The organism is Altererythrobacter sp. C41, assembly GCF_016803135.1.
Taxonomy (GTDB): domain Bacteria; phylum Pseudomonadota; class Alphaproteobacteria; order Sphingomonadales; family Sphingomonadaceae; genus Pelagerythrobacter.
Genome location: NZ_JAEVFE010000011.1, coordinates 1 through 23366, shown reverse-complemented (window position 1 = coordinate 23366; position 23366 = coordinate 1). Strand labels below are relative to the sequence as shown.

Annotated in this window: 28 protein-coding genes and 1 riboswitch; of the genes, 14 read left to right on the top strand and 14 right to left on the bottom strand. The window is 70.1% G+C overall.

Going from position 1 to position 23366, the window contains the following annotated elements; genetic code table 11:
- Positions 1-37: 37 nt before the first annotated feature.
- From JNO53_RS13970 to xseA, 3 genes are read right to left on the bottom strand one after another with little or no spacing between them, the layout of a single operon-like run.
- Entirely contained in the window at positions 38-976 is a 939-nt protein-coding gene (locus JNO53_RS13970) for a M23 family metallopeptidase (protein WP_203112721.1), read from the bottom strand.
- The gene (locus JNO53_RS13965; protein WP_203112718.1) at positions 973-1179 is read right to left on the bottom strand and encodes a DUF2093 domain-containing protein; all 207 of its coding nucleotides are present in this window, start codon (positions 1177-1179) and stop codon (positions 973-975) included. Before JNO53_RS13965 ends, JNO53_RS13970 begins: the two co-directional genes overlap by 4 nt.
- Positions 1180-1196: 17 nt before the next feature.
- Positions 1197-2678, bottom strand: a complete 1482-nt coding sequence (gene xseA / locus JNO53_RS13960; RefSeq protein WP_203112716.1) for an exodeoxyribonuclease VII large subunit — start codon at positions 2676-2678, stop codon at positions 1197-1199.
- Between xseA and purD the strand changes: the two genes are divergently transcribed.
- Complete coding sequence (purD, locus tag JNO53_RS13955; RefSeq protein ID WP_203112713.1) at positions 2677-3966, top strand: phosphoribosylamine--glycine ligase; 1290 nt, start codon at positions 2677-2679, stop codon at positions 3964-3966. The two genes, xseA and purD, sit on opposite strands and share 2 nt — an antisense overlap.
- 8 nt (positions 3967-3974) lie before the next feature.
- Here the strand turns inward: purD and JNO53_RS13950 are convergent, their stop codons facing one another.
- The 11 genes from JNO53_RS13950 to JNO53_RS13900 all read right to left on the bottom strand — a co-directional run bounded on the left by JNO53_RS13950 (position 3975) and on the right by JNO53_RS13900 (position 13342).
- The gene (locus JNO53_RS13950; RefSeq protein WP_203112710.1) at positions 3975-4751 is read right to left on the bottom strand and encodes an ABC transporter ATP-binding protein; all 777 of its coding nucleotides are present in this window, start codon (positions 4749-4751) and stop codon (positions 3975-3977) included.
- A complete protein-coding gene (locus JNO53_RS13945) occupies positions 4748-5731 on the bottom strand; it encodes a FecCD family ABC transporter permease (protein ID WP_203112708.1) in 984 nt (327 codons plus the stop codon). Before JNO53_RS13945 ends, JNO53_RS13950 begins: the two co-directional genes overlap by 4 nt.
- Positions 5728-6606 carry an ABC transporter substrate-binding protein gene (locus tag JNO53_RS13940; RefSeq protein WP_238401940.1) on the bottom strand — a complete coding sequence of 293 codons (879 nt, stop codon included), beginning with the start codon at positions 6604-6606 and terminating at the stop codon, positions 5728-5730. Before JNO53_RS13940 ends, JNO53_RS13945 begins: the two co-directional genes overlap by 4 nt.
- 163 nt (positions 6607-6769) lie before the next feature.
- Positions 6770-6985, bottom strand: a riboswitch (cobalamin riboswitch).
- Positions 6986-7227: 242 nt separating this feature from the next.
- Positions 7228-7962: a sigma-70 family RNA polymerase sigma factor gene (locus tag JNO53_RS13935; protein ID WP_203112705.1), complete on the bottom strand. Its 735-nt coding sequence runs from the start codon at positions 7960-7962 to the stop codon at positions 7228-7230.
- A complete protein-coding gene (locus JNO53_RS13930) occupies positions 7959-10034 on the bottom strand; it encodes a flagellar biosynthesis protein FlhA (RefSeq protein ID WP_203112864.1) in 2076 nt (691 codons plus the stop codon). The genes JNO53_RS13935 and JNO53_RS13930 overlap by 4 nt, the downstream gene beginning before the upstream one ends.
- Positions 10035-10060: 26 nt before the next feature.
- Complete coding sequence (locus JNO53_RS13925; RefSeq protein WP_238401939.1) at positions 10061-10924, bottom strand: lytic transglycosylase domain-containing protein; 864 nt, start codon at positions 10922-10924, stop codon at positions 10061-10063.
- Positions 10925-11003: 79 nt separating this feature from the next.
- Positions 11004-11345, bottom strand: coding sequence for a hypothetical protein (locus JNO53_RS13920; protein WP_238401938.1), 342 nt, complete (start codon positions 11343-11345; stop codon positions 11004-11006).
- Positions 11342-11632, bottom strand: a complete 291-nt coding sequence (locus JNO53_RS13915) for a flagellar biosynthesis anti-sigma factor FlgM (protein WP_238401937.1) — start codon at positions 11630-11632, stop codon at positions 11342-11344. Before JNO53_RS13915 ends, JNO53_RS13920 begins: the two co-directional genes overlap by 4 nt.
- 90 nt (positions 11633-11722) lie before the next feature.
- A complete protein-coding gene (locus JNO53_RS13910) occupies positions 11723-12211 on the bottom strand; it encodes a flagella basal body P-ring formation protein FlgA (protein ID WP_203112691.1) in 489 nt (162 codons plus the stop codon).
- A gap of 4 nt (positions 12212-12215) precedes the next feature.
- Entirely contained in the window at positions 12216-12686 is a 471-nt protein-coding gene (locus JNO53_RS13905; RefSeq protein WP_203112680.1) for a hypothetical protein, read from the bottom strand.
- A complete protein-coding gene (locus JNO53_RS13900) occupies positions 12683-13342 on the bottom strand; it encodes a MotA/TolQ/ExbB proton channel family protein (protein ID WP_203112857.1) in 660 nt (219 codons plus the stop codon). The genes JNO53_RS13905 and JNO53_RS13900 overlap by 4 nt, the downstream gene beginning before the upstream one ends.
- Positions 13343-13531: 189 nt before the next feature.
- Between JNO53_RS13900 and JNO53_RS13895 the strand changes: the two genes are divergently transcribed.
- Genes JNO53_RS13895 through JNO53_RS13835 form a run of 13 tightly spaced genes read left to right on the top strand, consistent with a single transcriptional unit; the run spans position 13532 to position 23035 of the window.
- Entirely contained in the window at positions 13532-13879 is a 348-nt protein-coding gene (locus JNO53_RS13895) for a flagellar basal body rod protein FlgB (RefSeq protein ID WP_203112678.1), read from the top strand.
- A 14-nt stretch (positions 13880-13893) separates the two neighbouring features.
- Positions 13894-14286: a flagellar basal body rod protein FlgC gene (flgC, locus tag JNO53_RS13890; protein ID WP_238401936.1), complete on the top strand. Its 393-nt coding sequence runs from the start codon at positions 13894-13896 to the stop codon at positions 14284-14286.
- Complete coding sequence (locus tag JNO53_RS13885; RefSeq protein WP_203112673.1) at positions 14283-14567, top strand: flagellar hook capping FlgD N-terminal domain-containing protein; 285 nt, start codon at positions 14283-14285, stop codon at positions 14565-14567. Before flgC ends, JNO53_RS13885 begins: the two co-directional genes overlap by 4 nt.
- Before the next feature lie 19 nt (positions 14568-14586).
- Positions 14587-15399: a flagellar hook-basal body complex protein gene (locus JNO53_RS13880; protein WP_203112670.1), complete on the top strand. Its 813-nt coding sequence runs from the start codon at positions 14587-14589 to the stop codon at positions 15397-15399.
- Positions 15400-15403: 4 nt separating this feature from the next.
- Positions 15404-16147, top strand: a complete 744-nt coding sequence (locus JNO53_RS13875) for a flagellar basal body rod protein FlgF (protein ID WP_203112667.1) — start codon at positions 15404-15406, stop codon at positions 16145-16147.
- 40 nt (positions 16148-16187) lie between these two features.
- Positions 16188-16976, top strand: a complete 789-nt coding sequence (gene flgG, locus JNO53_RS13870; RefSeq protein ID WP_203112657.1) for a flagellar basal-body rod protein FlgG — start codon at positions 16188-16190, stop codon at positions 16974-16976.
- Between the two features lie 8 nt (positions 16977-16984).
- On the top strand, positions 16985-17647 hold the full coding sequence (locus JNO53_RS13865; RefSeq protein WP_203112654.1) for a flagellar basal body L-ring protein FlgH: 663 nt from the start codon (positions 16985-16987) through the stop codon (positions 17645-17647).
- A gap of 13 nt (positions 17648-17660) precedes the next feature.
- The gene (locus JNO53_RS13860; RefSeq protein ID WP_203112651.1) at positions 17661-18758 is read left to right on the top strand and encodes a flagellar basal body P-ring protein FlgI; all 1098 of its coding nucleotides are present in this window, start codon (positions 17661-17663) and stop codon (positions 18756-18758) included.
- A complete protein-coding gene (locus tag JNO53_RS13855) occupies positions 18755-19066 on the top strand; it encodes a rod-binding protein (RefSeq protein WP_203112648.1) in 312 nt (103 codons plus the stop codon). The genes JNO53_RS13860 and JNO53_RS13855 overlap by 4 nt, the downstream gene beginning before the upstream one ends.
- Before the next feature lie 3 nt (positions 19067-19069).
- Positions 19070-20398 (top strand): flagellar hook-associated protein FlgK, encoded by a 1329-nt coding sequence (flgK, locus tag JNO53_RS13850; RefSeq protein WP_203112645.1) that lies wholly within the window; start codon positions 19070-19072, stop codon positions 20396-20398.
- Positions 20399-20405: 7 nt separating this feature from the next.
- Entirely contained in the window at positions 20406-21314 is a 909-nt protein-coding gene (locus JNO53_RS13845; protein WP_203112634.1) for a flagellin N-terminal helical domain-containing protein, read from the top strand.
- 25 nt (positions 21315-21339) lie between these two features.
- Positions 21340-22203 (top strand): flagellar motor stator protein MotA, encoded by an 864-nt coding sequence (gene motA / locus JNO53_RS13840; protein WP_203112632.1) that lies wholly within the window; start codon positions 21340-21342, stop codon positions 22201-22203.
- Position 22204: 1 nt separating this feature from the next.
- A complete protein-coding gene (locus JNO53_RS13835) occupies positions 22205-23035 on the top strand; it encodes a flagellar motor protein MotB (RefSeq protein WP_203112629.1) in 831 nt (276 codons plus the stop codon).
- Positions 23036-23366: the final 331 nt, after the last annotated feature.

Below are 23366 nucleotides of genomic sequence, written 5' to 3'. Positions count from 1 at the left end.
CGCGCGGGTCGCCGTTCCTCGCCGGCCGGTCAAGCCGTCACGGCATCGGGCCGAGGAACAGCAGCGGATCGAGACGCGCGTCGCGCCACTTGAGGCTCCAGTGCAGATGCGGCCCGGTGGCGCGTCCGCTGGCGCCGATATTGCCGATGTGCTGCCCTCGGCGCACGACCTGCCCTTCTTTCACGGCGATCCGCGAGAGGTGGAGGAAGGCGCTGTTGAGCCCCTGCCCATGATCGATGATCAGCAGGTTGCCCTCGAGGCTGAAGGGCTCGTCGGTCGCGAGCACGACCACCCCGTCGGCGGGCGCGACGAACGGCGTGCCGCTCTCGCCCGTCGCGATGTCGAGGCCCGAGTGATAGGCACCCGGCTCCCCGCGATAGACGCGCTGGGAGCCGAAGCGGCCGGAGATGCGTCCGGTCGCGGGCCAGATGAAATCCTGCCGCCAGCCGTCGATGTCGGATTCGATCTCGCGCGCTGCGTAGATCTGCTCGAGCTCCGGCCGCCGGATCTTCATGAACGCCTCGCTCGGCCCGCCCGACCTGCGCGCGACGTTCACGTGCTCGATGTTCCAGTCCCGAGGGCTGACCGCGATCGGGCTCTCGATCGTGCGCCCGTCGGAGAGAGTGGCGACGAGCTTGGCCGTCGGTGCGGCATCGCGGTCGAAGGCGGCGAAGAAGCGGCCCTCGGCATCGAGCGCAAGCTCTTGCGCGCCGAGCCGTGCCGAGACGGTTCCGGCCGGTGCCTGCCCGCGGATCCAGCCGCCCTGTGTGGTCTCGCCCTGGAAGAGGAAGGTCGTCGGGCCGGGCAGCGGCGTGGGGGTAGAACTGGGCATGGGGGCTGGCGCCGGGCTCGGGACGGGAGCCGGGATCGGCTGGACCACCGCGTCCGGAACCTCTGCCGAAGGGATGCAACTGGCAAGCGCAGCCGCGGCGACTGCGCCGGTCAGCGCGCGAATGGCGAAGGCCGCGCGGCTCATTCGCCTTTGTTCAGGCGCTGCGTGGCGATCTCGGCGCTGGCATAGGGCTCCTGCCGGTCGACGCTCCAGTAGCGCAGCTCCTCCAGCGGGATCGCCTCGCCCGTTACGGCGCAGAACACGTGCTGGCCCGGGCGCATCACGCGAAAGCCGTTGGGGCCGTAAGCGAGCTTCGCCTCGCCATTGCTGCCGGAATTCATCAACATGCCATCGCCCTAGCAAGTCATTCGAGATCGAACAAATCGTCCTGCCGCGGCGGTGCGCCGGCAGGGCGTTTGGGCACTTTGCGCGGCGCCGGGTTGCCCGGCGCTGAACCGGCGGGGACGACGCCCAGCGTGCCGTCGGCAAACTCGATCTCGAGCCGGTCCTGCGCGGCTGCGGCGACGCGCGAGCGTACGAGCTCGCCGCCCGGATCTTTCACCAGCACGAATCCCCGTGCGAGCGGCGCCTTGGGGTTGAGCGAGGCGTGCAGTCGTTCGAGTGCCGCGAAACGCTCGCGTTCGCGCTGGAGGCGCGCCGTGGCAAGCAGGGGCGTAAGGCGTGTGGCGTCCAGCCGGTCCTGCGCCCGGTCGATCCGGTGGCGCAGACTGGCGGGCGAGAGCCGCGCCGCGTCGGCCTGCAGCCGCTCGCGGGCCTGCGCGGCCCGATCCTTGAGGCCGCGGCGCAGGCGTTCGGTCAGTTCGTCGAGCTTCTGCGCCTGCGGCTGGAGCAGCGCTTCGGGCCGCGGCAGGCGCTGGACGCGCGCCTCCAGCCGCTCGCGCCCGATCGCCACCGGGCGCAGGATCGCGCGGCGCTTGCGCGCTGCGAAGTCGGCGACGGTCGCCGCGAGTTCGCCCCGCACGGGCACGGCCATTTCGGCCGCTGCGGTGGGCGTCGGCGCGCGGCGGTCGGCGGCATGGTCGGCGAGCGTCGTGTCGGTCTCGTGCCCGACGGCGGAGATCACCGGGATCGGGCTCTCGGCGATCGCGCGGACCACGATCTCCTCGTTGAAGCTCCACAGGTCCTCGATCGAGCCGCCGCCGCGCGCGACGATCAGGAGGTCGGGGCGCGGGACCGGTCCGTCCTGCGCTATCCCGCCGAACCCGCGCACCGCGGCGGCAACCTGCTCGGCCGAGCCCTGGCCCTGCACCAGCACCGGCCAGACGACCACGTGGCTCGGGAACCGGTCGGCCAGGCGGTGGAGGATGTCGCGGATCACCGCGCCGGTGGGGCTGGTGACGACGCCGATCGTGCGCGGCAGGAACGGCAGCGCACGCTTGCGCTCGGCTGCGAAGAGGCCTTCCGCCGCAAGCCGCTGGCGTGTCTTTTCCAGCAGCGCGAGCAGCGCGCCTTCGCCGGCGATTTCGAGGCTGTCGATCACGATCTGGTACTTGGAGCGCCCGGGATAGGTCGTCAGCTTGCCGCTAGCGACGACTTCCAGCCCGTCCTCCGGCACGAAGGAGAGGCGCTGGGCGGTCGTGCGCCACATGATCCCGTCGATCACCGCGCCTTCGTCTTTCAGGCAGCAGTAGACATGGCCCGAGGCGGCGCGCTTGACGCCCGAAAGCTCGCCGCGCAGCCGGACGAAGCCGAACCGGTCCTCGACCGTTCGCTTGAGCAACTGGGATATTTCCGTGATCGAGAGCGGCGCGGCGTTGTCCCCCTTGGCCGAGCGCGCTACGAGCCCGCCGTTACTGCCATCATCGTCGAAATCTGGAGCGGCCATGAACATCCTTCTGCTGGGCTCGGGCGGGCGCGAACATGCGCTGGCGTGGAAGCTGGCGCAATCCCGCCTGCTGTCGCGACCCGAGGATAAGTTCTACGCCGCGCCCGGCAACCCCGGCATCGCCGATCATGCCGAATGCGTCGCGCTCGATGCGACCGATCACGCGGCGGTGATCGCCTTCTGCGAAGAGCAGCGCATCGGCCTGGTCGCGATCGGGCCGGAGGCGCCGCTGGTCGATGGGCTGGCCGATTCGCTGCGGGGCGAAGGGGTCGCAGTGTTCGGCCCTTCGAAAGCCGCCGCCCAGCTTGAGGGGAGCAAGGGCTTCACCAAGGACCTGTGCGAGCGCGCCGGGATTCCGACCGCCGGCTATGTCCGCACAACCTCGCTCGACGAAGCGCAGGCCGCGCTCGGCCGGTTCGACGCGCCCTATGTGCTCAAGGCCGACGGGCTCGCCGCGGGCAAGGGCGTGGTGATCGCGCAGGACCGCGCGGACGCCGAGGCTGCGCTGGCCGACATGTTCGGCGGCCAGTTCGGAGAGGCCGGCGCCGAAGTCGTGATCGAGGAATTCATGGAGGGGGAGGAAGCGAGCTTCTTCGCGCTTACCGACGGCGCGACGATCCTGCCGTTCGGCACGGCGCAGGATCACAAGCGCGTCGGCGACGGGGACACCGGCCCGAACACCGGCGGCATGGGCGCCTACAGCCCGGCCAAGGTCCTGACCCCGGCGATGCACGGCGAAGTGCTCAAGCGCATCATCGCGCCGACGGTGAAGACCATGGCGGACGAGGGCATGCCCTATTCGGGCGTGCTCTACGCCGGGCTCATGCTGACCGAGGACGGGCCCAAGCTGATCGAATACAACTGCCGCTTCGGCGACCCCGAATGCCAGGTGCTGATGATGCGGCTGGAGAGCGATCTGGGCGAACTGATGCTCGCCTGCGCCACCAGCAGCCTTGCCACGCAGCCGCCGGTCAAGCGGTCGGAGATGGCGGCGCTGACGGTCGTCATGGCCGCGAGCGGCTATCCCGCCACGCCCGAGAAAGGCGGCGCGGTCGATCTCGGCGCGGCCGAAGCGGACGGTGCCAAGGTCTTCCACGCCGGCACGCGGCTGGAAGGGGACACGCTGGTCGCGAGCGGCGGGCGCGTGCTCAACGTCACCGCGTGCGGCAAGGACGTTACGGCAGCACAGGTGGCCGCCTATCGCGCGGTCGACGCGATCGAGTTCCCGAGCGGCTTCTGCCGCCGCGACATCGGCTGGCGCGAGGTCCAGCGCGAAGCGGGCAAGTAGCGCGCGGGTCAGCGAGCGGGGCCGGCGACGGTCAGCGACACTCGCGATCCGTTGGGCGTGACTTCGGCCTCGATCCCGAACACTTCGGCGAGCCGCTCGGCCGTCATCGTGTCGGCGACGCTGCCGTCGGCGATGATGCGGCCGTCCTTCATCCAGATCAGCCGGTCGGCGTAGCGCGCGGCGAGCGTGAGGTCGTGGACGACGGTGAGCACCGCGCGCCCCGCATGCGCGGCGGCGGCGAAGAGCCGCGCGACCTCGTGCTGGTAGCGCGGGTCGAGCGCGGCGACCGGCTCGTCTGCCACCAGCAGCGGCGTTTCCGCCGCCAGTGCGCGGGCGAGATGGACCCGCGCCAGTTCTCCGCCGGAGAGCGTGTCGGCGGCGCGGTCCTCGAACCCGGCGAGGCGGCAGGCCACGATCGCGCGTTCGACCGCCGCCGCATCCTTCGCCGAGAGCCGGCCGGGCGCCGCGCCATAGGCGAAGCGGCCGAGCGCGATCACGTCGCACACCGGCATGGGCCAGGCGAGCGGGCGGGTCTGCGGCAGGTAGGCGGCCTTGCGCGCGCGGGCCGTGGGCGAGAGGCGGCGGACGCTGGTGCCGTCGATCAGCGCCTCACCCGCGTCTGGCGCCAGCAGCCCCAGCGCGAGCCGCAGCAGGGTCGACTTGCCCGAGCCGTTGGGGCCGATCAGCATCGTCAGCCCGCCCGGTTCGAGGCGGAAGCTGGCATCTTCGACCAGCGGTCGATCCTCGGCGCGGTAGGTGAGCGCGCGTGCCTCCAGAACGCTCATTCCACCAGCCTCCCGCGCGCGGCGATCCAGACGAAGATCGGTGCGCCGATCAGCGCGGCGACGACACCCAGCCGCAGTTCGCTGTCGGTCGGCAGCAGCCGCACGCCGATGTCGGCGAGGACCAGCACCAGCGCGCCGAGTAAGGCCGAGGGCACCAGCAGACGCGCAGGATCGTAGCCGACGAAGGGCCGGACGAGGTGCGGCGCGACGATCCCGACGAAGCCGATCGCCCCCGCGAGCGAAACCGCCGCCCCGGTCGCCAGCCCCGCGCCGAGGATCACCGCGAGCCGCTGCCGCCTGAGGTCGAGCCCGACCCCCTCGGCCGCTTCCTCACCTAGCGCGAGCGCTGCGAGGCCTCGCCGCGTTGCGAGGAGTGTGCCGACACCCACCGCAAGGAACGGCGCGGCATAGGCGAGATCGGCGAAGCTGCGGTTGGCGACCGTGCCGAGCGTCCAGTTGATCATGTCGGCCAACGTGAAGGGATTGGGGGCGAGGTTCATCAGCAGCGCCATCAGCGCGGCGGAGAAGCTCGACAGGCCGATACCGACGAGGATCAGCGTCACCGCCGAGCGGGTTCGCAGTGCCGCGATGGCGACCACCAGCGTTGCCGCCAGCGCCCCGGCGATCGCGGCGAGCGGCAGGATCAGCGGCCCGGCACCGGCGAGGCCGAAGAACAGCACGAACGTCGCGAATAGCGCCGCGGTGGCGGAGACGCCGAGAATGCCGGGCTCGGCGAGCGGATTGCGCAGCAGGCCCTGCAAGGCCGCGCCGCTCATCCCCAGCGCCGCGCCGACCAGCGCGGCGGCGAGCGCGCGGGGCAGGCGAATCTGCCAGACGACAAGGATGTCGCCCGGGTTCCCTTGCAAGCCCAGCGCGCCGAGTATTCGTCCCGGCGATAGCGGCACCGAGCCGAGCAACAGGGCAAGCAGGATTGCCGCGATCAGCGCGAGGGTGAGGAGGGCGTTGGCGCGAACGGTCATGGCGCTTCTCCTTGTGCCGCCTGCGCCAGCGCCTCGATCGCATCGATCAGGAACCAGCCGCCGCAGCTCGTCCAGGCGCCTTCGAGCGGCACGACGGACCGGTTCTCGAGCTGTGCCCGCGCGACCGGATGGCGGGCGGCGCTCCAGATTTCGGCCTGGCTCTCGACGCCCTCGTAGAAGGCTGCGGCGACCACGTCGGGGTGTTCGTAGGCGAGCCGTTCGAGCGGCAGGGCGTTCCAGCCCGGCCGGTTCTGGAAATTGGCGAAGCCGGCGGTGCGCAGGATTTCGTGGACCAGCGTTCCCTCGCCCGAGGTCATGCCGCCCGGCGTCATATAGAGCGCAGTGCGCGGTTTCTCGGGCGGTTCGGGCAGGGCAGCGAGGCGGCGGTCCATGTCGGCCGCCACCCGCCGCGCCTCGGCCTCGGCGCCGAGCGCGCTGCCGACGCGCAGGACCTCGTCGCGCACCTCGGCGATCGTCTGCGGAAAGCCGATCTGGATCACCGGCACGCCGAGCTCCTCGAGGAAGGGCACCACGTCGGCGCCCCCGCCGAACGAGCGCACGACGAGATCGGGCCGGAGCGCCAGCACATCGGCCGTGCGCGGCCGCGCCGTGGGCAGCCCCTCGGCCTCGGCGCGCATGTAGGAGAAACGCTCCCCGGCATAGGGCGACAGCGCGAGAATCGCGTCACGATCGGCGAAGCGGAGCACGTACTGGTCGGCGCAGTAGTCGAGGCTGACGATGCGCTGCGGTTGGGGGCCGCGTGCGGGGGCTGGCTCGGGCGCGGAAGTGCAGCCGGTGAGGGCCAGCGCCGCGAGCGCGGCAAGACCCGCGGCAAGTCGGCCCCCTCGCTTCATGCCTTCCGCTGCATCGCGCATGGCGGAACCTCGTTTGCGGCGCGGGAAGGCTCGGGACCCCGCATCGCCCTGGACAGTCTTGGCCCGCCCGGGCTCCTCACCCTGGCGCCGGTAGCCCGGCCGACGGCTGTCGCTTCTGCGGGAAAACGCGTTTCCCGTCCGATCGAGCTGACCCGGCTCCCCGGACGAACGACGCGACGGCAGGTCTCCTGGCTTGCGGATCGGCGCCCCTGGGCCGTCTTCCCGGAAGAATCATTCCGTTTTCGGAACGATTGTCCAGTGACGTGATGGCCCGGGACTCCCCGCCTACAGTTGCGGGCACAGCGCCGGCATCGCACCGGCTTCCCTCTTAGCCGCCCGTGCGTGAAGCAAGTGCGGCACCGTCTGGCGCCGCACTTGCGGCCGCGAGGCGCGGGTTGTCAATGCCGGAGCGAATCAATCCTCCGCGGCGGCCGGTCAGTTTGAAAAGAACATCTCCCCCTCCCCTTCAGGGGAGGGGGCAGGGGGTGGGGCAGCGGCGGATGCGGCTCAATGCCGTGCCCGTCGCTCTTGCGGCGCAAAGCGGCATCGGAGGCATCGAGCCTCCGGTGCCGCTACACCCACCCCTTGATCCCCTCCCGCAAGCGGGAGGGGAGAATTGGTTCAAGCCGACCCGCTACCCGCATCTATCATCGCCTTGCGCATCTGCGCCAGGGCGGCGGCCTTGAGCTGGTGCACGCGCGGCACGCTGACGCCGAGCACGTCGGCGATCTCCGACAGGTTCAGTTCTTCCACGAAGTAGAGCTGGATCACGAGCTGATGCCGCTCGCCGAGCGAGCCGAGCGCCGCGATCAGGATCTCGCGGTCCTCCTGCTGGAGAACCTGCCGTTCGGCGTCGGGTTCGTGCGAGGCGAAGGCGGTGTCGGTTTCCGAATAGCATTCGTCGAGCGAGTTCAGCCGGGTTTCGACCAGATCGCTTTCGAGCCGATGGAAGTCCTCCGCCGTCATGCCCAGCGCTTCGGCAAGTTCGGCGGGAGAAGGTTCGCGTCCCAGTGCGGTGTGGAGCTTCGCCCTGGTGCTCTCGATCATGCGCCGCTTGGCGCGCGCTCCGCGCGGATCGGGCGAGGCGCTGCGCAGGAGGTCGACCATGGCGCCGCGAACGCGCAGCTTGGCATAGGCGGCAAAGCCGTCCTCGCTCGGCGAATCGTGCTTCTGCGCGCATTCGGTCAGCGCGACGAGGCCGGCCTGCATCAGGTCGTCGACGTCGACGGTGGGGCCGCCGCTGCCCGAGAGGTGCCAGGCGAGCTTGCGCACCATCGGCAGGAACCGGGTCACCCGGTCGCCGACATTGCCGCGATAGGCCTCGGCCGCGGCGAAGTGGGAATGGTCGAGCTTCATGCGGCCAAGGGCTCCCTGTCCATATCCGGCACCGGCTGCGGCGCCGGCGCCTGGTCATCGCCGCCGACGACAGCGATCACTTCGATCGGCTGGGCGACGGGCAGTTCGTTGATCGAAAGAACCGCGCATCCCGGCGCGCGCAGTCGCAGCAGGCCGGCCAGCGGGCGGCGGGCGCGGGGCTGGACGATCAGCGCGGGTTTGCCCGCACCGGCCGGGCGGCTGGCGACGATCGCGGCGATCCGTTCGCCGATCGAACGCGCGAGATCGGGTTCGATGACGACATTCCCGCTCGCCGGATCCTGCAGCCCGCCGACGACCATCTCCTCCAGCTCGGCGGCGAGCGTGATGACCGGCAGTCGCTCGTCCGGCGCGCAGAGGCTGCCGACGAGCATCGGGCCGAGATCGGCGCGGAGCATGTCGACCAGCCGATCGTGGTCAGTCGTCTGCTGCGCGGCTTGCGACAGGCTGCCGAGGATCGGCAGCGGATGCGCGAGCGAGATGCCGTCCGCCAGCAGCGCGCGCAGCAGGCGGGTGACCGCAGCGAGCGAGAGCGGCTGCGGCGTGATCGTCTCGACCATCTGCGCATTCCGCTCGCGCACCATGTCCAGCAGCTCGCGCACCTGGTCGGGACCGAGCAGGTCCTGCGGCCGGGCGGAGAGGAGCTGGTTGACGTGGGTCGCGACGACGCTTTCCGGGTCGACGACGAGATAGCCCTCGGCCACCGCGAGATCGCGGGTCGCGGCGTCGATCCATACGGCCGGGCAGCCGAAGCTCGGGTCGCGCGTCGCCTCGCCGGGAAGGTGCGCGAGCTGGCCGGCCTCGCCGGTGTCGATCGCGAGCATGCGGTCGGGGCGGAGCTGGCCCGAGCCGAGCGGCGCACCGCCCAGCGTCACGCGGTAGCGGTCGGGCGGCAGGTCGAAGCTGTCCTTGATCCGGAACTGCGGCACGATGAAGCCGAACGATTCGCAGAGCTGCCGCCGCAGACCGGTGAGGCGCGAGACGAGCGGCGCGCCGCGCCGGTCGTCGGCAAGGTGGACGAGGCCGAAGCCGAGCTCGATCGTCACCAATGCCTGTTCGGAGATGTCCTCGATCGCGATCCGGGTTGCATCGGGCGCGGGTTCCGCTTCCTCGACGGGCACGAAGGCCTTGCGGCGCTTGAGCATGCGCCAGAGCACGAAAGCGCCGGCGGCGAGCGGCAGGAAGACCGACTGCGGCATCGCCGGGATCATGCCCATGGCGGCGAGGATGCAGCCGACCGGCAGCCAGATGCCCGGCTCCGCGAACTGGCCGCCGATCTGGCCGGTCAGGTCGCGCGCGTCCGACACGCGGGTCACGATCACTGCGGCGGCGATCGACAGCAGCAGCGCGGGGATCGAAGCGACCAGCGCGTCGCCCACGGCCAGCGTCACGTAGAGCTCGCCCGCCTCGCTGGCCGAAAGGCCGTGCGAGACCATGCCGAGCACGAAACCTGCGACGATATTTACGAACAGGATCAGCAGGGCCGCGATCGCGTCGCCCTTCACGAACTTGCTGGCACCGTCCATCGAGCCGTAGAAATCCGCCTCGGTCGCGATCTCGCGGCGGCGAGCCTTGGCCTCGTCGGCGGTCATCAGCCCGGCGGCGAGATCGGCATCGATCGCCATCTGCTTGCCGGGCAGGGCGTCGAGCGTGAAGCGCGCCGAGACTTCCGACACGCGGCCCGCGCCCTTGGTCACGACGACCAGGTTGATGATCATCAGGATCATGAAGACGAACAGGCCGACCGCGAAGTTGCCGCCGATCAGGAAGGCGCCGAACGCCTCGATCACTTTGCCCGCCGCGGCCTCGCCCTCGTGCCCGTTCATCAGGACGACGCGGGTCGAGGCGACATTGAGCGCGAGGCGCAGCAGCGTCGCGAACAGCAGGACCGAGGGGAAGGACGAGAAGTCGAGCGGCTTTTCCGCGTTCATCGCCGCCATCAGCACCGCGACCGAAAGGGCGATATTGAGCACGAAGAACAGGTCGAGCATCATCGGCGGGATCGGCACGACCATCAGCACGATGATCGTGAGGATGCCGACCGGCAGCGCCATCGAGGGCGCGAGGAAGGACCGCCAGGTCACAGCCCGAACGCCCGGAACTTGCCATAGGCTTCGCCTACGTGCTGCGCCGCGCGGCTATCCAGACCGTCGGAGCCGCCGAAGGTCGCCCGCAGCGTCTCGGCCATCGAGGGGCGCGGCGCGGGCCGGGCGGGCCGGGCGGGCTCGGCGGCGAAAGCGCTGCGCGCATGGGTGAAGGCGGCGGCAGGCGTTGGGGGCAGATACCCGGCTCCGGGCGCGGCGATCGCGCCGCCGCCTTGCTTGGCGCTTTCGACCTTGCCGCGCACCAGATCCATGACTTCGCCGACCGAGCGCGCGCGTCCGCCCTGGTAGAAGATCGACGGGTTTGCTTCGGCCGGCTGGGGAAACAGCGCCGCAGCCGGGGCCAACGGGTTGTCCTGCAGCGCGCCGAGGAAGCTCTTGGCGCCCCCTGCGCCGAGGAAATGCGCGAGATAGAGTTCGGCATGGTCCGGTTCGCGGCCGAGGAAGCCGCGCAGCTCGCCCGCATTGTCGCGCGCGAGCTCCGCCGCCATCAGCGAGGATGCGTCGGGATCGAAGCGCAGCGCCATGATCTGCGCGCGCAGCCCCGGATCGCCGACCGTCGCGCGGCCGCCCTGCTCGACGATCGCCGCCTCCGCCCAGCCGAACCCGTGAGTCCTGCCGTGGCGGTCGAGCGTCTCGAGCCAGGTGGAGGAGATGAACTGGTAGAGCCCCGACGCGCTCGAGGTGCGCGCCCGGGCGTTGCTGTCGAGATTCGATTCGATCTTCGCCTGCGCCAGCAGGTAGTCGAAATCGACCCCGGTCGCGGCCGAGGCGCGGGCGATCGACGCCTGCACGCTGTCGGGCGGCGCTGCGCTGTGCTGGACTGGTGTGACCCCTGACAAGGTAATCCCCGGCTTGGTTGTATTCGCCGGGGTTCAAGCAAGAGGTGTGCCAATAGCGGCGTCAGGCCCAGAACTGGATTCAGGCGTAGTAGGGCATCTCCCGCGCCACCGAGGGGCGGCCCGCGCCGTAGAGATTGATGCGGCCGGTAAGCGAGCCCAGGCGGGCATCGACGTTGGCGGCGATCAGGTTGCGGATCTTGCGATTGATCTCGTTGAGGCGCGCGACGGCGTCGAGCAGGCCGCGGCATTCCTCGTCCAGCGGACCGTGCGCTTCACGCTCGATCGTCTCGCACAGCTCCAGCTTGCCGTCGGAGCAGGTGAGGATGGAATCGAGGTCGAGGGCGGCAAGCGCCTGCCGCTCGCTTTCGAGAAGGGCAAGCATTTGCCGGAGTGCGTCACGAAGGAGATTGTCCGTGGTCATCGCTCGTTCCTCAGCATGAAGCCCGCGGCGATCATCGCATCGGCGGTCTTGCGCGGATCGAGCGGGTAACGGCCCTGCTCGATCGCCTGGCGGAGTTCGGTCACGCGCTCCTGATCGACGGGCGCTTCGGTGCCGGCGAGGCCGACGCCGGTGAGGGCGACCCCGGCGGCCTGATCGGCGTCCGTACCGGCCGGCCGTGCGCGTTCGCCATGCGAAACGGGCGCAGTGCCCTTCGCCCGCAGGCTGCGCAGGATGCCGTTCGGCCCGTGCATGTCGATCCGGTCCATCGGTTCGCTCCGTTCGTGTACCGGAACCCAGGACGGCGCGGGATGCGGGTGTTTAAGGCCTCCGCCGCGAATTTGCCGCTCGCGCCGGCCTTACGGCAAATCGATGCCGACCCGGCCCGGCTGGATCACCCGTGCGCGGATCGGATCGCGCTTGTCGCCTGCGGGACGCACGCGGATCCATTCGCCGACTGCGCCGCTCTCGAGCGCCTCGCCCTGACGGGACACGGTGAAGCCGCTGCCTTGTACCGCTATCGAGACGGCTTCGCCCCGGGCAATCACCGGTTCGGCCCTGGCTGCAGCCGGTCCCGACGAGACCGGCACGAACAGCCGCCAGCCGCCCGCCACCGGGCAGCGCACCAGCACCGTGCTGTTGGCGCTGCCGTACCATTCGAGCGCGAGCGGCATCGGGCACCGGGTCAGCTTGAGCCGCCGGTCGACCGGCAGGCGCGCGCCGCCATCGGTGCCTTGCGGAGCACCGGTGAAGCGGGCGACCTCGCGGTCGATGCTGGCGAGATCGTGGAAGCCGGCGGCCAGCGCCGGCGCGGCGGCGGCGAGGATTGCTGCTGGGATCAGTCGCATGATGTCACCTTCCGATGTCGCTTTCCTGCGGCGCGCGGGGCGCCGGGCGTGCGGGCGTCTCTGCAATCCCTGTGCCAGATGCGCGGCCGTCGAAATCGAGCACCGCGGTGAGTTCGCTGGCCGATGCCGGTTCGACCACGATCCGGGCGCTGCGTCCGGCCGCACCCGCCTCGCGCGCGAGAGCGACCGCCGCGGCGGCCATTTCCGCGCTCTTGCCGGCGGCATAGCGCGCGACGATGGTGAGGTTCTGCCGCGCGTCGTGCGGCTGCTCGGCGAGCCAGTCGGCCAGCGGCGGTGCACCGGGTGCCGAGCGGTAGATGGCCAGCGGTTCGCCGCGCGCGGGGACGGGGCTCGCCGCCGCGGCCGGATCGGCCGCGTCGGGCCGCTCGGCCATGGCAGCGGCGGTGACCATGAACAGGATCAGCGCGAGGTCGGCCAGCGTGGTCTGCCAGCCGACGCGGGTGGTCGCGATCATGCTGCGGCCTTCTCGTCCGTCTCGTCGACCGGGCGCTCGGCGACCTGGCGGGGGATCGCCCGCTCGACCGCCGCGGCAAGCCAGTCGATCAGTTCCTGCCGCTCGCCCTCCTCGATCCGCGCGCGCCGCGCCACCGCTGCGGCGAGCGGTGCGAAGACGAAGTTCGCCAGGACGAGGCCGTAAAGCGTGGTGATGACGGCCGTGCCGATCGAGCGGGCATAGTCGGCGTCCGCCGCAGCGGAGAAGCCGCCCAGCGCGACGAGCGTTCCCGCGAGCCCGAGCACCGGCGCCAGCTCGGCGGCCTCGCCCAGCACGCGGGCGGCGGTGTCGGCGGCGGCCTGGCGCTGCGAGCGATAATGCGCGTGCCCTTCGTGCAGCGCCTCGACCGAGCGGTGGCGGATCAGCGCCTCGCTGAGCGTGTCGAACTCGCCGTCGCCGCAATGATGCGCCTCGGCCCGGAAGATGCCGTCCTCGCCGATCTCCTGCACCTGGGCGGCGAGTTCGGCGCGGACGCGCGCGCTGTCGAACGGACGGCCCGCAAGCCGCGCCAGCGCGCGCAGGGCCGCCCGCGCATCGCGCCAGCCGCAGCGCAGCAGGGTCGCGGCGAGCGTGCCGCCCAATACGATCGCTGCGGAAAGCGGATCGAGCAATTGCATGATGTCCACGTGGTTCTCCTTGCCACGAAAGAACGCCCCTGCCGGTGCCGGATTTAGCCCGCGGCGGACATTTGCCGCTTCCGGCAAGCGTTTGCCGCCATCCGCCTGCGTTTCCCGGCAAACGGGCTCGCTGCGAAGAGTTGGCACGCTCTTTGCTCCATCAGGCCCGAACACGTCTGGAGGACTGTCATGAGCAAGGGCCTTTTCGGCATTCACGGCGCGGCGCTGGAGATCAGGGCGCAGCGCATGGGCATGCTCGGATCGAACATCGCCAATGCGGGAACGCCGGGGTACAAGGCGCGCGACATCGACTTCGCCGCCGCGCTCGACGCGAAGCTGGGCGGCGCGCCCGACGGCGCGGCGATCGATCGCGCGACCCGCTACCGCGTCCCGGTCATGCCCAGCCTCGACGGCAATACGGTCGAGATGGCGACCGAGCAGACCGCCTTCGCCGAAAATGCCGTCGCCTACACCGCGACGCTCAGCTTCCTCAGCGGCCGGGTCGAGAAGCTGACCCGCGCGATCAAGGGCGAATGACCATGCCGGGCCCGATGACTCTCTTCGACCTCGGCCAGCGCGCCATGTCGGCGCAGCTCGTGCGGATGAACGCCGCGGCGTCCAATCTCGCCAACGCAGGCAGCGTCGCCGGCAGCGAGGAGCAGGCCTACCGGCCGCTGCGGCCGGTCTTCGCCGAACATCTCGATACCGCCACGGGCATGAGCACGGTGCGCGTCGACGGCGTCTACCGCGCCGACGTCGCGCCGGTTCGCCGGCACGAGCCGGGCCATCCGCTGGCCGACGAAAACGGCGACGTCTGGGCCAGCCCGGTCGATGAGAACGCCGAGATGGTCGAGATGCTCGAAGCCTCGCGCCAGTACCAGAACATGGTCGAGGCGCTCTCCACCGCCAAGCAACTGATGCTCGACACGATGAGGATGAAATGACCGTAACAGCGACTTCCGGCGCCGCGCAGACCGCGGCGGGCACCGCCACGACCGGGCGCGACTACGCGACGCTCGGCCAGGCCGATTTCCTCCGCCTGCTGACCGTGCAGGTGCAGCAGCAGGACCCCTTCGACCCGGTCGATAACAAGGAGATGCTGGCGCAGATGGCGCAGTTCTCGTCGCTGTCCGGGATCACCGAGATGAACGCGACGCTGCAGCAGATTGCCGAAAAGCTCGACGCTCTCGCGGCCGCGCAGGCGGCCGCCACCCCCACCGAATGACGCACAGGAGTACGGACCCATGTCTTTCTACACTTCGCTGAACGGGATGAAGAACGCCCAGACGGACCTGGGCGTCATCGCCCACAACATCGCCAACGTCGAAACCAACGGTTTCAAGAAGGGCAGCACCCAGTTCGCCGATATCGTCGCCGGATCGGCCCAGACCAATCCGCGGATGGTCAAGGGCATCGGCGCGACGCTGGAGGCGATCACGCAGAACTTCGCACTCGGCCCGATCGAGCAGACCGGCGGCGCGCTCGACGTGGCGATCACCGGCGACGGCTTCTTCGCCATGAAATCGGCGGAAAGCGGCAAGACGGTCTATACCCGCAACGGCGCCTTCGGGACCGACGAGAACGGCTTCATCACCGACGGCGGGGTCAACCGCCTGCAGATCTTCCCGACCGATGCGGACGGAAACGTCACCTCGGACACGCCGGTCGACGCGCAGGTCGCCGCGACCAATGCCGCGGGCGCCGAGTTCGTCGGCGTGGTGATCGGCGAGGACGGGGTCGTCTCGGCTTCCTATGCCGACGGTTCGGTGGAGGCGGTCGGCAGCATCGCGCTCGCCTCGTTCATCACTCCGACCGGCCTCAAGCAGATCGGCTCGTCCAACTGGGAATCGACCGGCCTTTCGGGCGAGGCCAAGTACGGCTCGCCCGGCACCGGCCAGTACGGCTCGCTGCTCTCGGGCGCGGTCGAGCGCTCCAACGTGGACATTGCCGAGGAACTGGTCGGCCTGATCACCGCGCAGCGCAACTTCCAGGCGAATGCCAAGGCGATCGATACCGCGACCCAGATCTCGCAGACGGTCATCAACCTGAGGACCTGATCCGATGGACCGCCTGATCTACACCGCCCTCTCGGGCATGAACGCCTCGATGGACCGCCAGCGGGTGATCGCCAGCAACATGGCGAACGCCAACACGGTGGGCTTTCGCGCGGAACTGCTCGACCAGCGCCCCGTCACCGTCGACGGCGAGACTCTCGACGTGCGCGCCATGCAGCGCGCCGCGGTTCGCGGGGCGGTGATGGAAGCGGGCGAGATGACGCGGACCGGCAACGGCCTCGACATCTACATCGAGGGCGAGGCGCTGCTGGCGGTTCAGGCGGCCGACGGGACCGAGGCCTATACCCGGCGCGGCGATCTCTCGATCTCCCCGACCGGGGTGATCGTGAACGGCGAAGGGCTGCCGGTGCTCGGCGAGGCCGGGCCGATCACGGTGCCGCTCGGCACCAACCCGACGATCGCGCCCGACGGGGTGGTCAGCGTGACCGACCCGGCCGCGCCGCCCGATGAACCGCCGATGGAAATCGGGCGGATCAAGCTCGCCGGATGGCAGGGCAGCCCGATCGCCAAGGGGCTCGACGGCCTGTTCCGGGTCGAGGGCGGGGGCATCCTGCCCGCCGATGCGCAGGCGACCGTGATCACCGGCGCGCTCGAGCAATCCAACGTGAAGCCTACCGAGGTGCTGGTCGACATGATCCAGGCGCAGCGCCTCTTCGACATGCGCAGCAAACTGATCGCCACCGCACGCGAGTGCGACGAGGGCGGCGCGCAGCTCATGCGCCTGACCTGACGATCTCGCCGACGAATTCGCTGACGAAAGGGACAGCACAATGCCTACTTCCGCTCTCCAGGTCGCCCGTACCGGGCTCGAGGCGCAGGACGCGCGCATGCGCGTGATCGCCAACAACCTCGCGAACGTCGGCACCACCGGGTTCAAGAAGGACCGCGCCAATTTCGCCACGCTCGCCTATCAGGACGCGCGGGTCGCGGGGCAGCGTTCCTCGGGCGAGACGGCCTATGCCACCGGGCTCAACCTCGGCACCGGCGTCGCCGTCCAGTCGACCAGTCAGATCGTGTCGCAGGGCGCGCTCAACACCACGGGCAATGCGCTCGACCTCGCGCTCGACGGCGACGGCTACTTCCAGGTCGAGATGCCCGGGGGCGAGCTCGGCTATACCCGAGCGGGCAACTTCACCCGTTCGGCCGAAGGGCAGCTCGTGACCCAGCAGGGCTACATCGTCCAGCCGGCGATCACCATTCCCGAAGGCGCGACCTCGATCGCAGTCTCGCCCGACGGCATCGTCACTGCGATCACGCCCGGAGACGCCGAACCGGCCGAGCTCGGCCAGCTTCAGGTCGCGGCCTTCGCCAACCCGGGCGGACTGCGGGCGATCGGCGACAACTTCCTGGTCGAGACCGCCGCCAGCGGCGCCGTCCAGCTCGCACCCGGCGGAGAGATGGGCCGCGGCAATATCCGCCAGGGCATGCTCGAAGCCTCGAACGTGAACATCGTCGAGGAGCTGGTCGACATGATCGAATGCCAGCGTGCCTACGAGATCAGCTCGAAGATGGTCTCCGCCGTCGACGAGATGCTCCGCAACGCCAACCAGACATTGTGAGCAGTCCCATGAACCGCACCTTCTTCCGCACCGCACTCGTCGCCGGATCGGCGTTCGCGCTGGCGGCCTGCGGGGCCGAGCGCACCGCCGGCTTCCACGCCGCACTCCCGCCGCCGCCGCCGATGGCCGCAGCGCCGGAGAACGGCGCGATCTTCCAGCCGACCGGCGGTTTCACGCCGCTCTACAACGGCCAGCGCGCCAGCCGCGTGGGCGACCTCGTCACCGTGATGCTGATGGAGCGTACGCAGACCGCGAAGTCGGCCAGCTCGAACACCCAGCGCGACGGGGGCTTTTCGCTCTCGCCGCCGAGCGCCGGTCCGTTCTCGTTCGATCCGGGCGTCCTTAATTCCGGCGGCCAATCGTCGTTCAATGGGCAGGGGGATGCTTCCCAGACGAGCAGCTTCAGGGGGGATATCACCGTGACCATCGCCGAAGTGCGCCCCAACGGGACCGCGTTCGTCCGCGGCGAGAAGGTCATGCAGCTCAGCCAGGGCGAGGAATGGGTGCAGCTTTCGGGCATCATTCGCCTGGCCGACGTCGACCAGCTCAATCGCATCGCATCCCCGCGGATCGCCGATGCGCGGATCACCTATGCCGGCAAGGGCGCCGTCCAGCGCGCGAGCCGCGAAGGCTGGCTGTCGAAGTTCTTCAACCTCGTGACGCCGTTCTAGGGGAGGGGCTGCCATGTTCAGGACGATGATCCTCGGCCTCGCGGCCCTGCTCGCCGGCCTCGCCGCGCCCGCCCAGGCGGAGCGCGTGCGCGATCTCGGCACGTTCCAGTCGGTCCGTTCGAACCAGTTGACCGGCTACGGCATCGTCGTCGGGCTCGACGGGACCGGAGACGACAACTTCGCCTACGTCACCCACGCCATGCGCGGCGTGTCAGACCGCTTCGGGCTGCAATTGCCGCCCGGCGTCAATCCGGCGCTCAAGAACGCCGCCGCGGTAATCGTGACGGCCGAACTGCCCGCCTTTTCCAAGCCGGGCCAGCGGATCGACGTGACCGTGTCGACCATCGGCAAGGCCAAGTCGCTGCGCGGCGGATCGCTGATCCTGACCGCGCTGCAGGGCGCCGACGGGCAGATCTACGCCATGGCGCAGGGCAACCTCGCGGTCGGCGGGCTCGGCGTGTCGGGCCGCGACGGCTCGAAGCTGACGGTCAACGTGCCGACGGTAGGCCGCATTCCGGACGGAGCGAGCGTCGAGCGCGCGGTCGCGACCGGGTTCGAGGATGCCGACGTGCTGCGCTGGAATCTCAACCAGGCCGACTTCCTCACCGCCACGCGGGTGCGCGATGCGATCAACACGCGCTATCCTGGCATGGCGGTGGTCGAGGACGGCGTGACCCTGGCGCTGCGGCTGCCCTACGGCGCCAATGCGCGCGCCGGGATCATGGCCGACATCGGCATGCTCGAGATCGATCCGGCCGAAGCTTCGGCGAAAGTCATCGTCAACAGCCGCACCGGCACCGTCGTCATCTCCAGCGCGGTCCGGCTCGCACCCGCGGCGATCAGCCACGGCAGCCTGGTCGTGCGGATCGACGAGAACCCGACCGTGGTCCAGCCCGCTCCGTTCAGCGACGGCGAGACCGCGTTCGAGCAGGACAGCGACATCGAGGTCTACGAAGAGGGCAATCGCGTCGCCCTGCTCGAACCCGGCGCCTCGCTGGCCGAGCTGGTCGACGGGCTCAACATGCTGGGCCTCTCGCCGTCCGATCTCGTCGCGATCCTCGAGGCGCTCAAGCAGGCCGGCTCGCTCAAGGCCGAGATGGTGGTGATATGACGGACCCGATCACTCTGGCCGGCGCCAATCCCACGATCGTATCGGCCACCGCGCCGGGCGGCTCCGAGCGCGAACGGCTGGCCGAAGCGGCCCGGCAGTTCGAGGCGATCTTCGTGCGTCAGATGCTCGCCGCGGCGCGCAACACCGACTTCGGCGGCGACGAGCTGTTCGGGGGCAAGAGCGACGAGACGTTCCACGAGATGCGCGACGCGCGTTTCGCGGAACTCGCCGCCAGCACCGGCGCGCTCGGCCTCGCGACCACGATCGAGGCGCAGCTTGCGCGCTTCGTCGAGCCGGGGGGGAACTGACGCATGGCATCCGATCTCCTCTCGATCGCCGCCAGCGGCGCGCGCGCGGCGCGGGCTGCGCTCGACGTGACGGCGCAGAACATCGCCAACGCCTCAAGCGACGGCTACGTCCGGCGCAGCGTGCGGATGGAGGAAGTGTCCGCCTCGGGCGGGCAGCTCCGCATCGGCGACATCTCGCTGTCGGGCGCGCGCGTTTCGGGCATTCACCGCAACGCCGACCTGTTCCGCCAGGCCGAAGTGCGGCGCACCGGCAGCGACCTCGCGCGCGCCGATGCCGAACTCGGCGGACTGGAGAACATCGAGTCCGCGATCGAGCAGTCGGGCCTCTACGATTCGATCGTCGAGTTCGAGGCGGCGCTGCAGCAGCTCGCCTCCGACCCGACCAATTCCTCGCTGCGCTCCGCGGTCCTCGCGGGTGCCGACACGCTGGCGAACAAGTTCAACATCGCGGTCGATTCGCTCGGCGCCGCGGGCGAGGGGCTGCGCTTCAACGCCAGCGCCGCGACCGAACAGGCGAACGTGCTCGGCCAGGAACTGGCGCGGGTGAACCTGCGCCTGTCGCGCGCGGGCGAGGGCAGCAGCGACCGCGCGACCCTGCTCGACCAGCGCGATTCGCTGCTCGAGCAGATGAGCGGCATCGTCGACATCACCACCAGCTTTGCGTCCGACGGCGCGGTCACCGTGACCACCGGCGGTGCGACACTGGTGAGCGGCGGGGACTTCGCCGAGCTCTCCATGGGAACCGCGGCCGACGGCACGATCTCCTTCGCGGTTGGCGGCACGGCCGTGCAGCCCACCGGCGGCGCGCTGGCGGGGGCCGCGCTGGCGCTCGAATCGGCGGCGCAGGTGCGCGGCCGGCTCGATGCGCTGGCCGACGGGATCGCGAGCGCGGTCAATGCCGCGCAGGCGAGCGGCGTCGGGCTGGACGGCACGGCCGGCCAGCCGATCTTCGCCGGCACCGGCGCTGGCGGTATCAAAGTCGTCATGACCGACAGCGGCGGGATCGCCACCGCGCCGGCTGGTGCGCCCGCGGGCAGCAACGACGGGTCGAATCTTGCCGCTCTGCGGCAGGCGCTGGAAAGCGGCGGCGTCGCCGGCTCGGCCAATGCGCTGCTGTTCGACGTGTCGAGCGCCGTCGCGGGCAAGACCGTGACGCGCGATGCGCTCGACGCGATCGCATCGTCGGCGCGGATCTCGCTCGAGCAGCAGGCCGGCGTCGATCTCGATACCGAAGCCGCCAACCTGATGCGCTTCCAGCAGGCGTTCCAGGCGTCGGGCCGCGCGATGCAGGTCGCGAGCGACATCTTCCAGTCCCTGCTGCAACTGAGGTGAGGCCGCGATGATCAATCTCAGCACGTCCGCCTTCTACGAGCGCGCGACCCGTCAGGTGGGCACGCTGCGCGCCGAGGCCGAGAAGCTGCAGGAGCAGATGGGCACCGGCGAACGCCTGTCGCGCTCGTCCGACGATCCGGTCGCTGCGGCGCGGCTGCGCACGCTGGCGCGCGGGGAGCGGCTGGCCCAGATCGACCAGCGCAGTTCCGACCTCGCCTCGACCGACCTCAAGATGACCGACGACGCGCTCGGTTCGCTCGCCACGCTGGTGATCCGCGCCAAGGAGCTCGCGACCAAGGCCGCGACCGAGACGCTGAGCGCAGAACAGCGCGCTGCGATCGGCGGTGAAGTCGAAAGCCTGCGCCAGGCCGTGCTGCAGATCGCGAACAGCCGCAACAGCGCCGGGCATGCGCTGTTCGGCGGGCAGGCGGCGGGGGCCGCCTATCAGGAGAGCGGCGGGGCGGCCGCCTATGTCGGAACCGCGGCGAAGGACGCGGTCGACCTCGGCGACGGACAGTCGGTCGTTCCCTCGCTGACGGGCCCCGAAGTGTTCACGTTCGAGGCCGGCGGCGTTCCGACCGACCTGTTCGCAGTGCTGGGCGATCTCGCCACCGCGCTCAAGGGCGGCGGCGACCCGACAGGGCCGACCGGCGTGGCGCTCGACGGGCTCGCCGCAGGGCTCGACAGCATCACCACCGCGCAGACGGTGGTCGGTGCGCGGCTCGGCTGGATCGAGGTGATGGACGAGCGCCGGGTGGCCAATTCCGAACTTGTCGCCGACGAGCAGAAGGCGATCGGCGGGGCCGATCTCGCGGTCACCATGACGCGGCTGCAGGAAGTGACGACCGTGCTCGAAGCGAGCCAGGCGAGCTTCGTGCGGCTCGCCGGCCTGTCGCTGTTCGACATGATGCGCTGATAAAAAGAACAAGGGTTTCCTAGACATGTACGCTGCAATCGGTATCGTCGTCCTGCTCGTCATGGTGTTCGGCGGCTTCGCCCTCACCGGCGGCGCGCTCGGCCCCGTGATGGAGGCGGTGCCGCACGAGATGATGATCATCGGCGGCGCTGCGGTCGGCGCGCTGATCGCCGGCAACTCGATGCACGAGCTGAAGGCGATCGGCCGCTCGTTCGTGAAGATATTCAAGGGCCCGCGTCATTCGCGGCAGGACCACATCGATGCGATCGCGCTCACCACCAAGCTGATGAAGCTGCTGCGCACCGAGGGGCCGGTTGCGCTGGAAAGCCATGTGGAAACCCCGCAGGAATCCGAACTCTTCGCCGAATACCCGAACCTGCTCGCCAACCAGCCGCTGACTGCGTTGATCTGCGATACGCTGACGCTGATCGTCGTCTCCTCCGGCACCTTGGAAACGCATGCGGTGGAGGACGTGATGGACAATGCGATGAAGACGCATTTCCACGACATGCGCGAGCCGCAGCACGCGCTGCAGTCGCTCGCCGACGCGCTGCCGGCACTCGGCATCGTCGCCGCGGTGCTCGGCGTGGTGAAGACCATGGGCTCGATCGACCAGCCGCCGGCGGTGCTGGGCGGAATGATCGGATCGGCGCTCGTCGGCACCTTCCTCGGCGTGCTCCTCGCCTATGGCGTCGTCGGCCCGCTCGCCTCGCGGCTCAAGCAGATCATCGATCAGGACGAGCAGATCTTCCATGCGGTGAAGCAGGTGATCATCGCCTCGCTCAACGGTTATCCGCAGCCGCTGGTGGTCGAAAGCGCGCGCTCGGGCCTCGGCCATGCGTTCCGGCCCGGCCTTTCGGAGCTGCTCGACAGCCTGCGGGGGCGGTGAGATGGCTTCGCGGGCAGGGCGCAACGATCCGCCGCCGCCGATCATCGTCAAGAAAGTCACCGTCGTTCAGGACGCGGGCCACCACGGCGGCGCGTGGAAAGTCGCCTATGCCGACTTCGTGACCGCGATGATGGCGTTCTTCCTGCTGCTGTGGCTGCTCGGCTCGACCACCGAGGCGCAGCGCAAGGGGATTGCCGACTATTTCACCCCGACGCTGGTCAAGCTGAAGGAGAAGAGCGCCGGCTCCGACGGACTGCTCGGCGGGGCTTCGCTGATCGATCCCGACAGCTATCCGCACCGCGCGGCGCAGACCGGCAGCCGGCCGATCACCGTCCCGCGCGACGTTTCGGGCGGACCGAAGGAAAGCATCGACCGGGTCAAGCGCATGCGCGAGCGCGTGCAGGAGGATATCGCCGACGACCGGCGCCTGCGCCGCCTGATGCGCCAGGTGCGCATGGTCGAGACGATCGAGGGCGTGCGGATCGACCTGGTCGACGACGCCGATTTCTCGATGTTCGTGCTCGGCACGACCGTGCTCACGCCCGACGCGGCAAAGCTGATGAAGGTAATCGCCGAGGCGGTGCGGCCCGAGCCGGGCGATCTGACGATCCGTGGGCACACCGACGCTCTGCCATGGAGGAGCGGCGCGACGGCGAACAACTGGTCGCTCTCCGCCGGCCGCGCCGAAGCCACGCGCCAGGCGCTGATGCGTGGCGGCATTGGCGAGAGCCGCTTCCGCCGTATCGAAGGCGTGGCCGACCGCGAACCGCTGGTTGCCGACAACCCGCAGGACCCGCGCAACCGGCGGATGTCGATCCTGCTGACGGAGTAGAGGTCGGGGGGCCGGACACAGGTCGCTGGCGAATGCTAAGGCCGGCCGGGAGGTCCCCACCAAGGGGGTAGGTGAGGCGAAGCTGCTCGCGTAATCGGAGAAAGCCCGCACCCACACGAAATCCTCCGGCGGCGAACCCGGATGCGTGACGCCTGGAAACTCGGATCGCGCGGCCGGTGCGGCATGCCAGGAGGCGTGCGCGCGGGGGTCGGGCGGGTGGCGGTTTGCTTGCGAACGACCGGCGGACGGGCCGCGGCGTGAGGTTCGCCGCGCACGATCCGCTTGCCCGCCGCCGCCGCGGTGGGCCCGGTTCGATCCCTGGGGTCCGGGA

Excerpts from the sequence above, each read along its gene's own strand:
- JNO53_RS13970 (WP_203112721.1), bottom strand. The coding sequence starts at position 976 with ATGAGCCGCGCGGCCTTCGCCATTCGCGCGCTGACCGGCGCAGTCGCC.
- JNO53_RS13965 (WP_203112718.1), bottom strand. The coding sequence starts at position 1,179 with ATGTTGATGAATTCCGGCAGCAATGGCGAGGCGAAGCTCGCTTACGGC.
- purD (WP_203112713.1), top strand. The coding sequence starts at position 2,677 with ATGAACATCCTTCTGCTGGGCTCGGGCGGGCGCGAACATGCGCTGGCG.
- xseA (WP_203112716.1), bottom strand. The coding sequence starts at position 2,678 with ATGGCCGCTCCAGATTTCGACGATGATGGCAGTAACGGCGGGCTCGTA.
- JNO53_RS13950 (WP_203112710.1), bottom strand. The coding sequence starts at position 4,751 with ATGAGCGTTCTGGAGGCACGCGCGCTCACCTACCGCGCCGAGGATCGA.
- JNO53_RS13945 (WP_203112708.1), bottom strand. The coding sequence starts at position 5,731 with ATGACCGTTCGCGCCAACGCCCTCCTCACCCTCGCGCTGATCGCGGCA.
- JNO53_RS13940 (WP_238401940.1), bottom strand. The coding sequence starts at position 6,606 with ATGCGCGATGCAGCGGAAGGCATGAAGCGAGGGGGCCGACTTGCCGCG.
- JNO53_RS13935 (WP_203112705.1), bottom strand. The coding sequence starts at position 7,962 with ATGAAGCTCGACCATTCCCACTTCGCCGCGGCCGAGGCCTATCGCGGC.
- JNO53_RS13930 (WP_203112864.1), bottom strand. The coding sequence starts at position 10,034 with ATGGCGCTGCCGGTCGGCATCCTCACGATCATCGTGCTGATGGTCGTG.
- JNO53_RS13920 (WP_238401938.1), bottom strand. The coding sequence starts at position 11,345 with ATGACCACGGACAATCTCCTTCGTGACGCACTCCGGCAAATGCTTGCC.
- JNO53_RS13915 (WP_238401937.1), bottom strand. The coding sequence starts at position 11,632 with ATGGACCGGATCGACATGCACGGGCCGAACGGCATCCTGCGCAGCCTG.
- JNO53_RS13910 (WP_203112691.1), bottom strand. The coding sequence starts at position 12,211 with ATGCGACTGATCCCAGCAGCAATCCTCGCCGCCGCCGCGCCGGCGCTG.
- JNO53_RS13905 (WP_203112680.1), bottom strand. The coding sequence starts at position 12,686 with ATGATCGCGACCACCCGCGTCGGCTGGCAGACCACGCTGGCCGACCTC.
- JNO53_RS13900 (WP_203112857.1), bottom strand. The coding sequence starts at position 13,342 with ATGCAATTGCTCGATCCGCTTTCCGCAGCGATCGTATTGGGCGGCACG.
- JNO53_RS13895 (WP_203112678.1), top strand. The coding sequence starts at position 13,532 with ATGAGCAAGGGCCTTTTCGGCATTCACGGCGCGGCGCTGGAGATCAGG.
- flgC (WP_238401936.1), top strand. The coding sequence starts at position 13,894 with ATGACTCTCTTCGACCTCGGCCAGCGCGCCATGTCGGCGCAGCTCGTG.
- JNO53_RS13885 (WP_203112673.1), top strand. The coding sequence starts at position 14,283 with ATGACCGTAACAGCGACTTCCGGCGCCGCGCAGACCGCGGCGGGCACC.
- JNO53_RS13880 (WP_203112670.1), top strand. The coding sequence starts at position 14,587 with ATGTCTTTCTACACTTCGCTGAACGGGATGAAGAACGCCCAGACGGAC.
- JNO53_RS13875 (WP_203112667.1), top strand. The coding sequence starts at position 15,404 with ATGGACCGCCTGATCTACACCGCCCTCTCGGGCATGAACGCCTCGATG.
- flgG (WP_203112657.1), top strand. The coding sequence starts at position 16,188 with ATGCCTACTTCCGCTCTCCAGGTCGCCCGTACCGGGCTCGAGGCGCAG.
- JNO53_RS13865 (WP_203112654.1), top strand. The coding sequence starts at position 16,985 with ATGAACCGCACCTTCTTCCGCACCGCACTCGTCGCCGGATCGGCGTTC.
- JNO53_RS13860 (WP_203112651.1), top strand. The coding sequence starts at position 17,661 with ATGTTCAGGACGATGATCCTCGGCCTCGCGGCCCTGCTCGCCGGCCTC.
- JNO53_RS13855 (WP_203112648.1), top strand. The coding sequence starts at position 18,755 with ATGACGGACCCGATCACTCTGGCCGGCGCCAATCCCACGATCGTATCG.
- flgK (WP_203112645.1), top strand. The coding sequence starts at position 19,070 with ATGGCATCCGATCTCCTCTCGATCGCCGCCAGCGGCGCGCGCGCGGCG.
- JNO53_RS13845 (WP_203112634.1), top strand. The coding sequence starts at position 20,406 with ATGATCAATCTCAGCACGTCCGCCTTCTACGAGCGCGCGACCCGTCAG.
- motA (WP_203112632.1), top strand. The coding sequence starts at position 21,340 with ATGTACGCTGCAATCGGTATCGTCGTCCTGCTCGTCATGGTGTTCGGC.
- JNO53_RS13835 (WP_203112629.1), top strand. The coding sequence starts at position 22,205 with ATGGCTTCGCGGGCAGGGCGCAACGATCCGCCGCCGCCGATCATCGTC.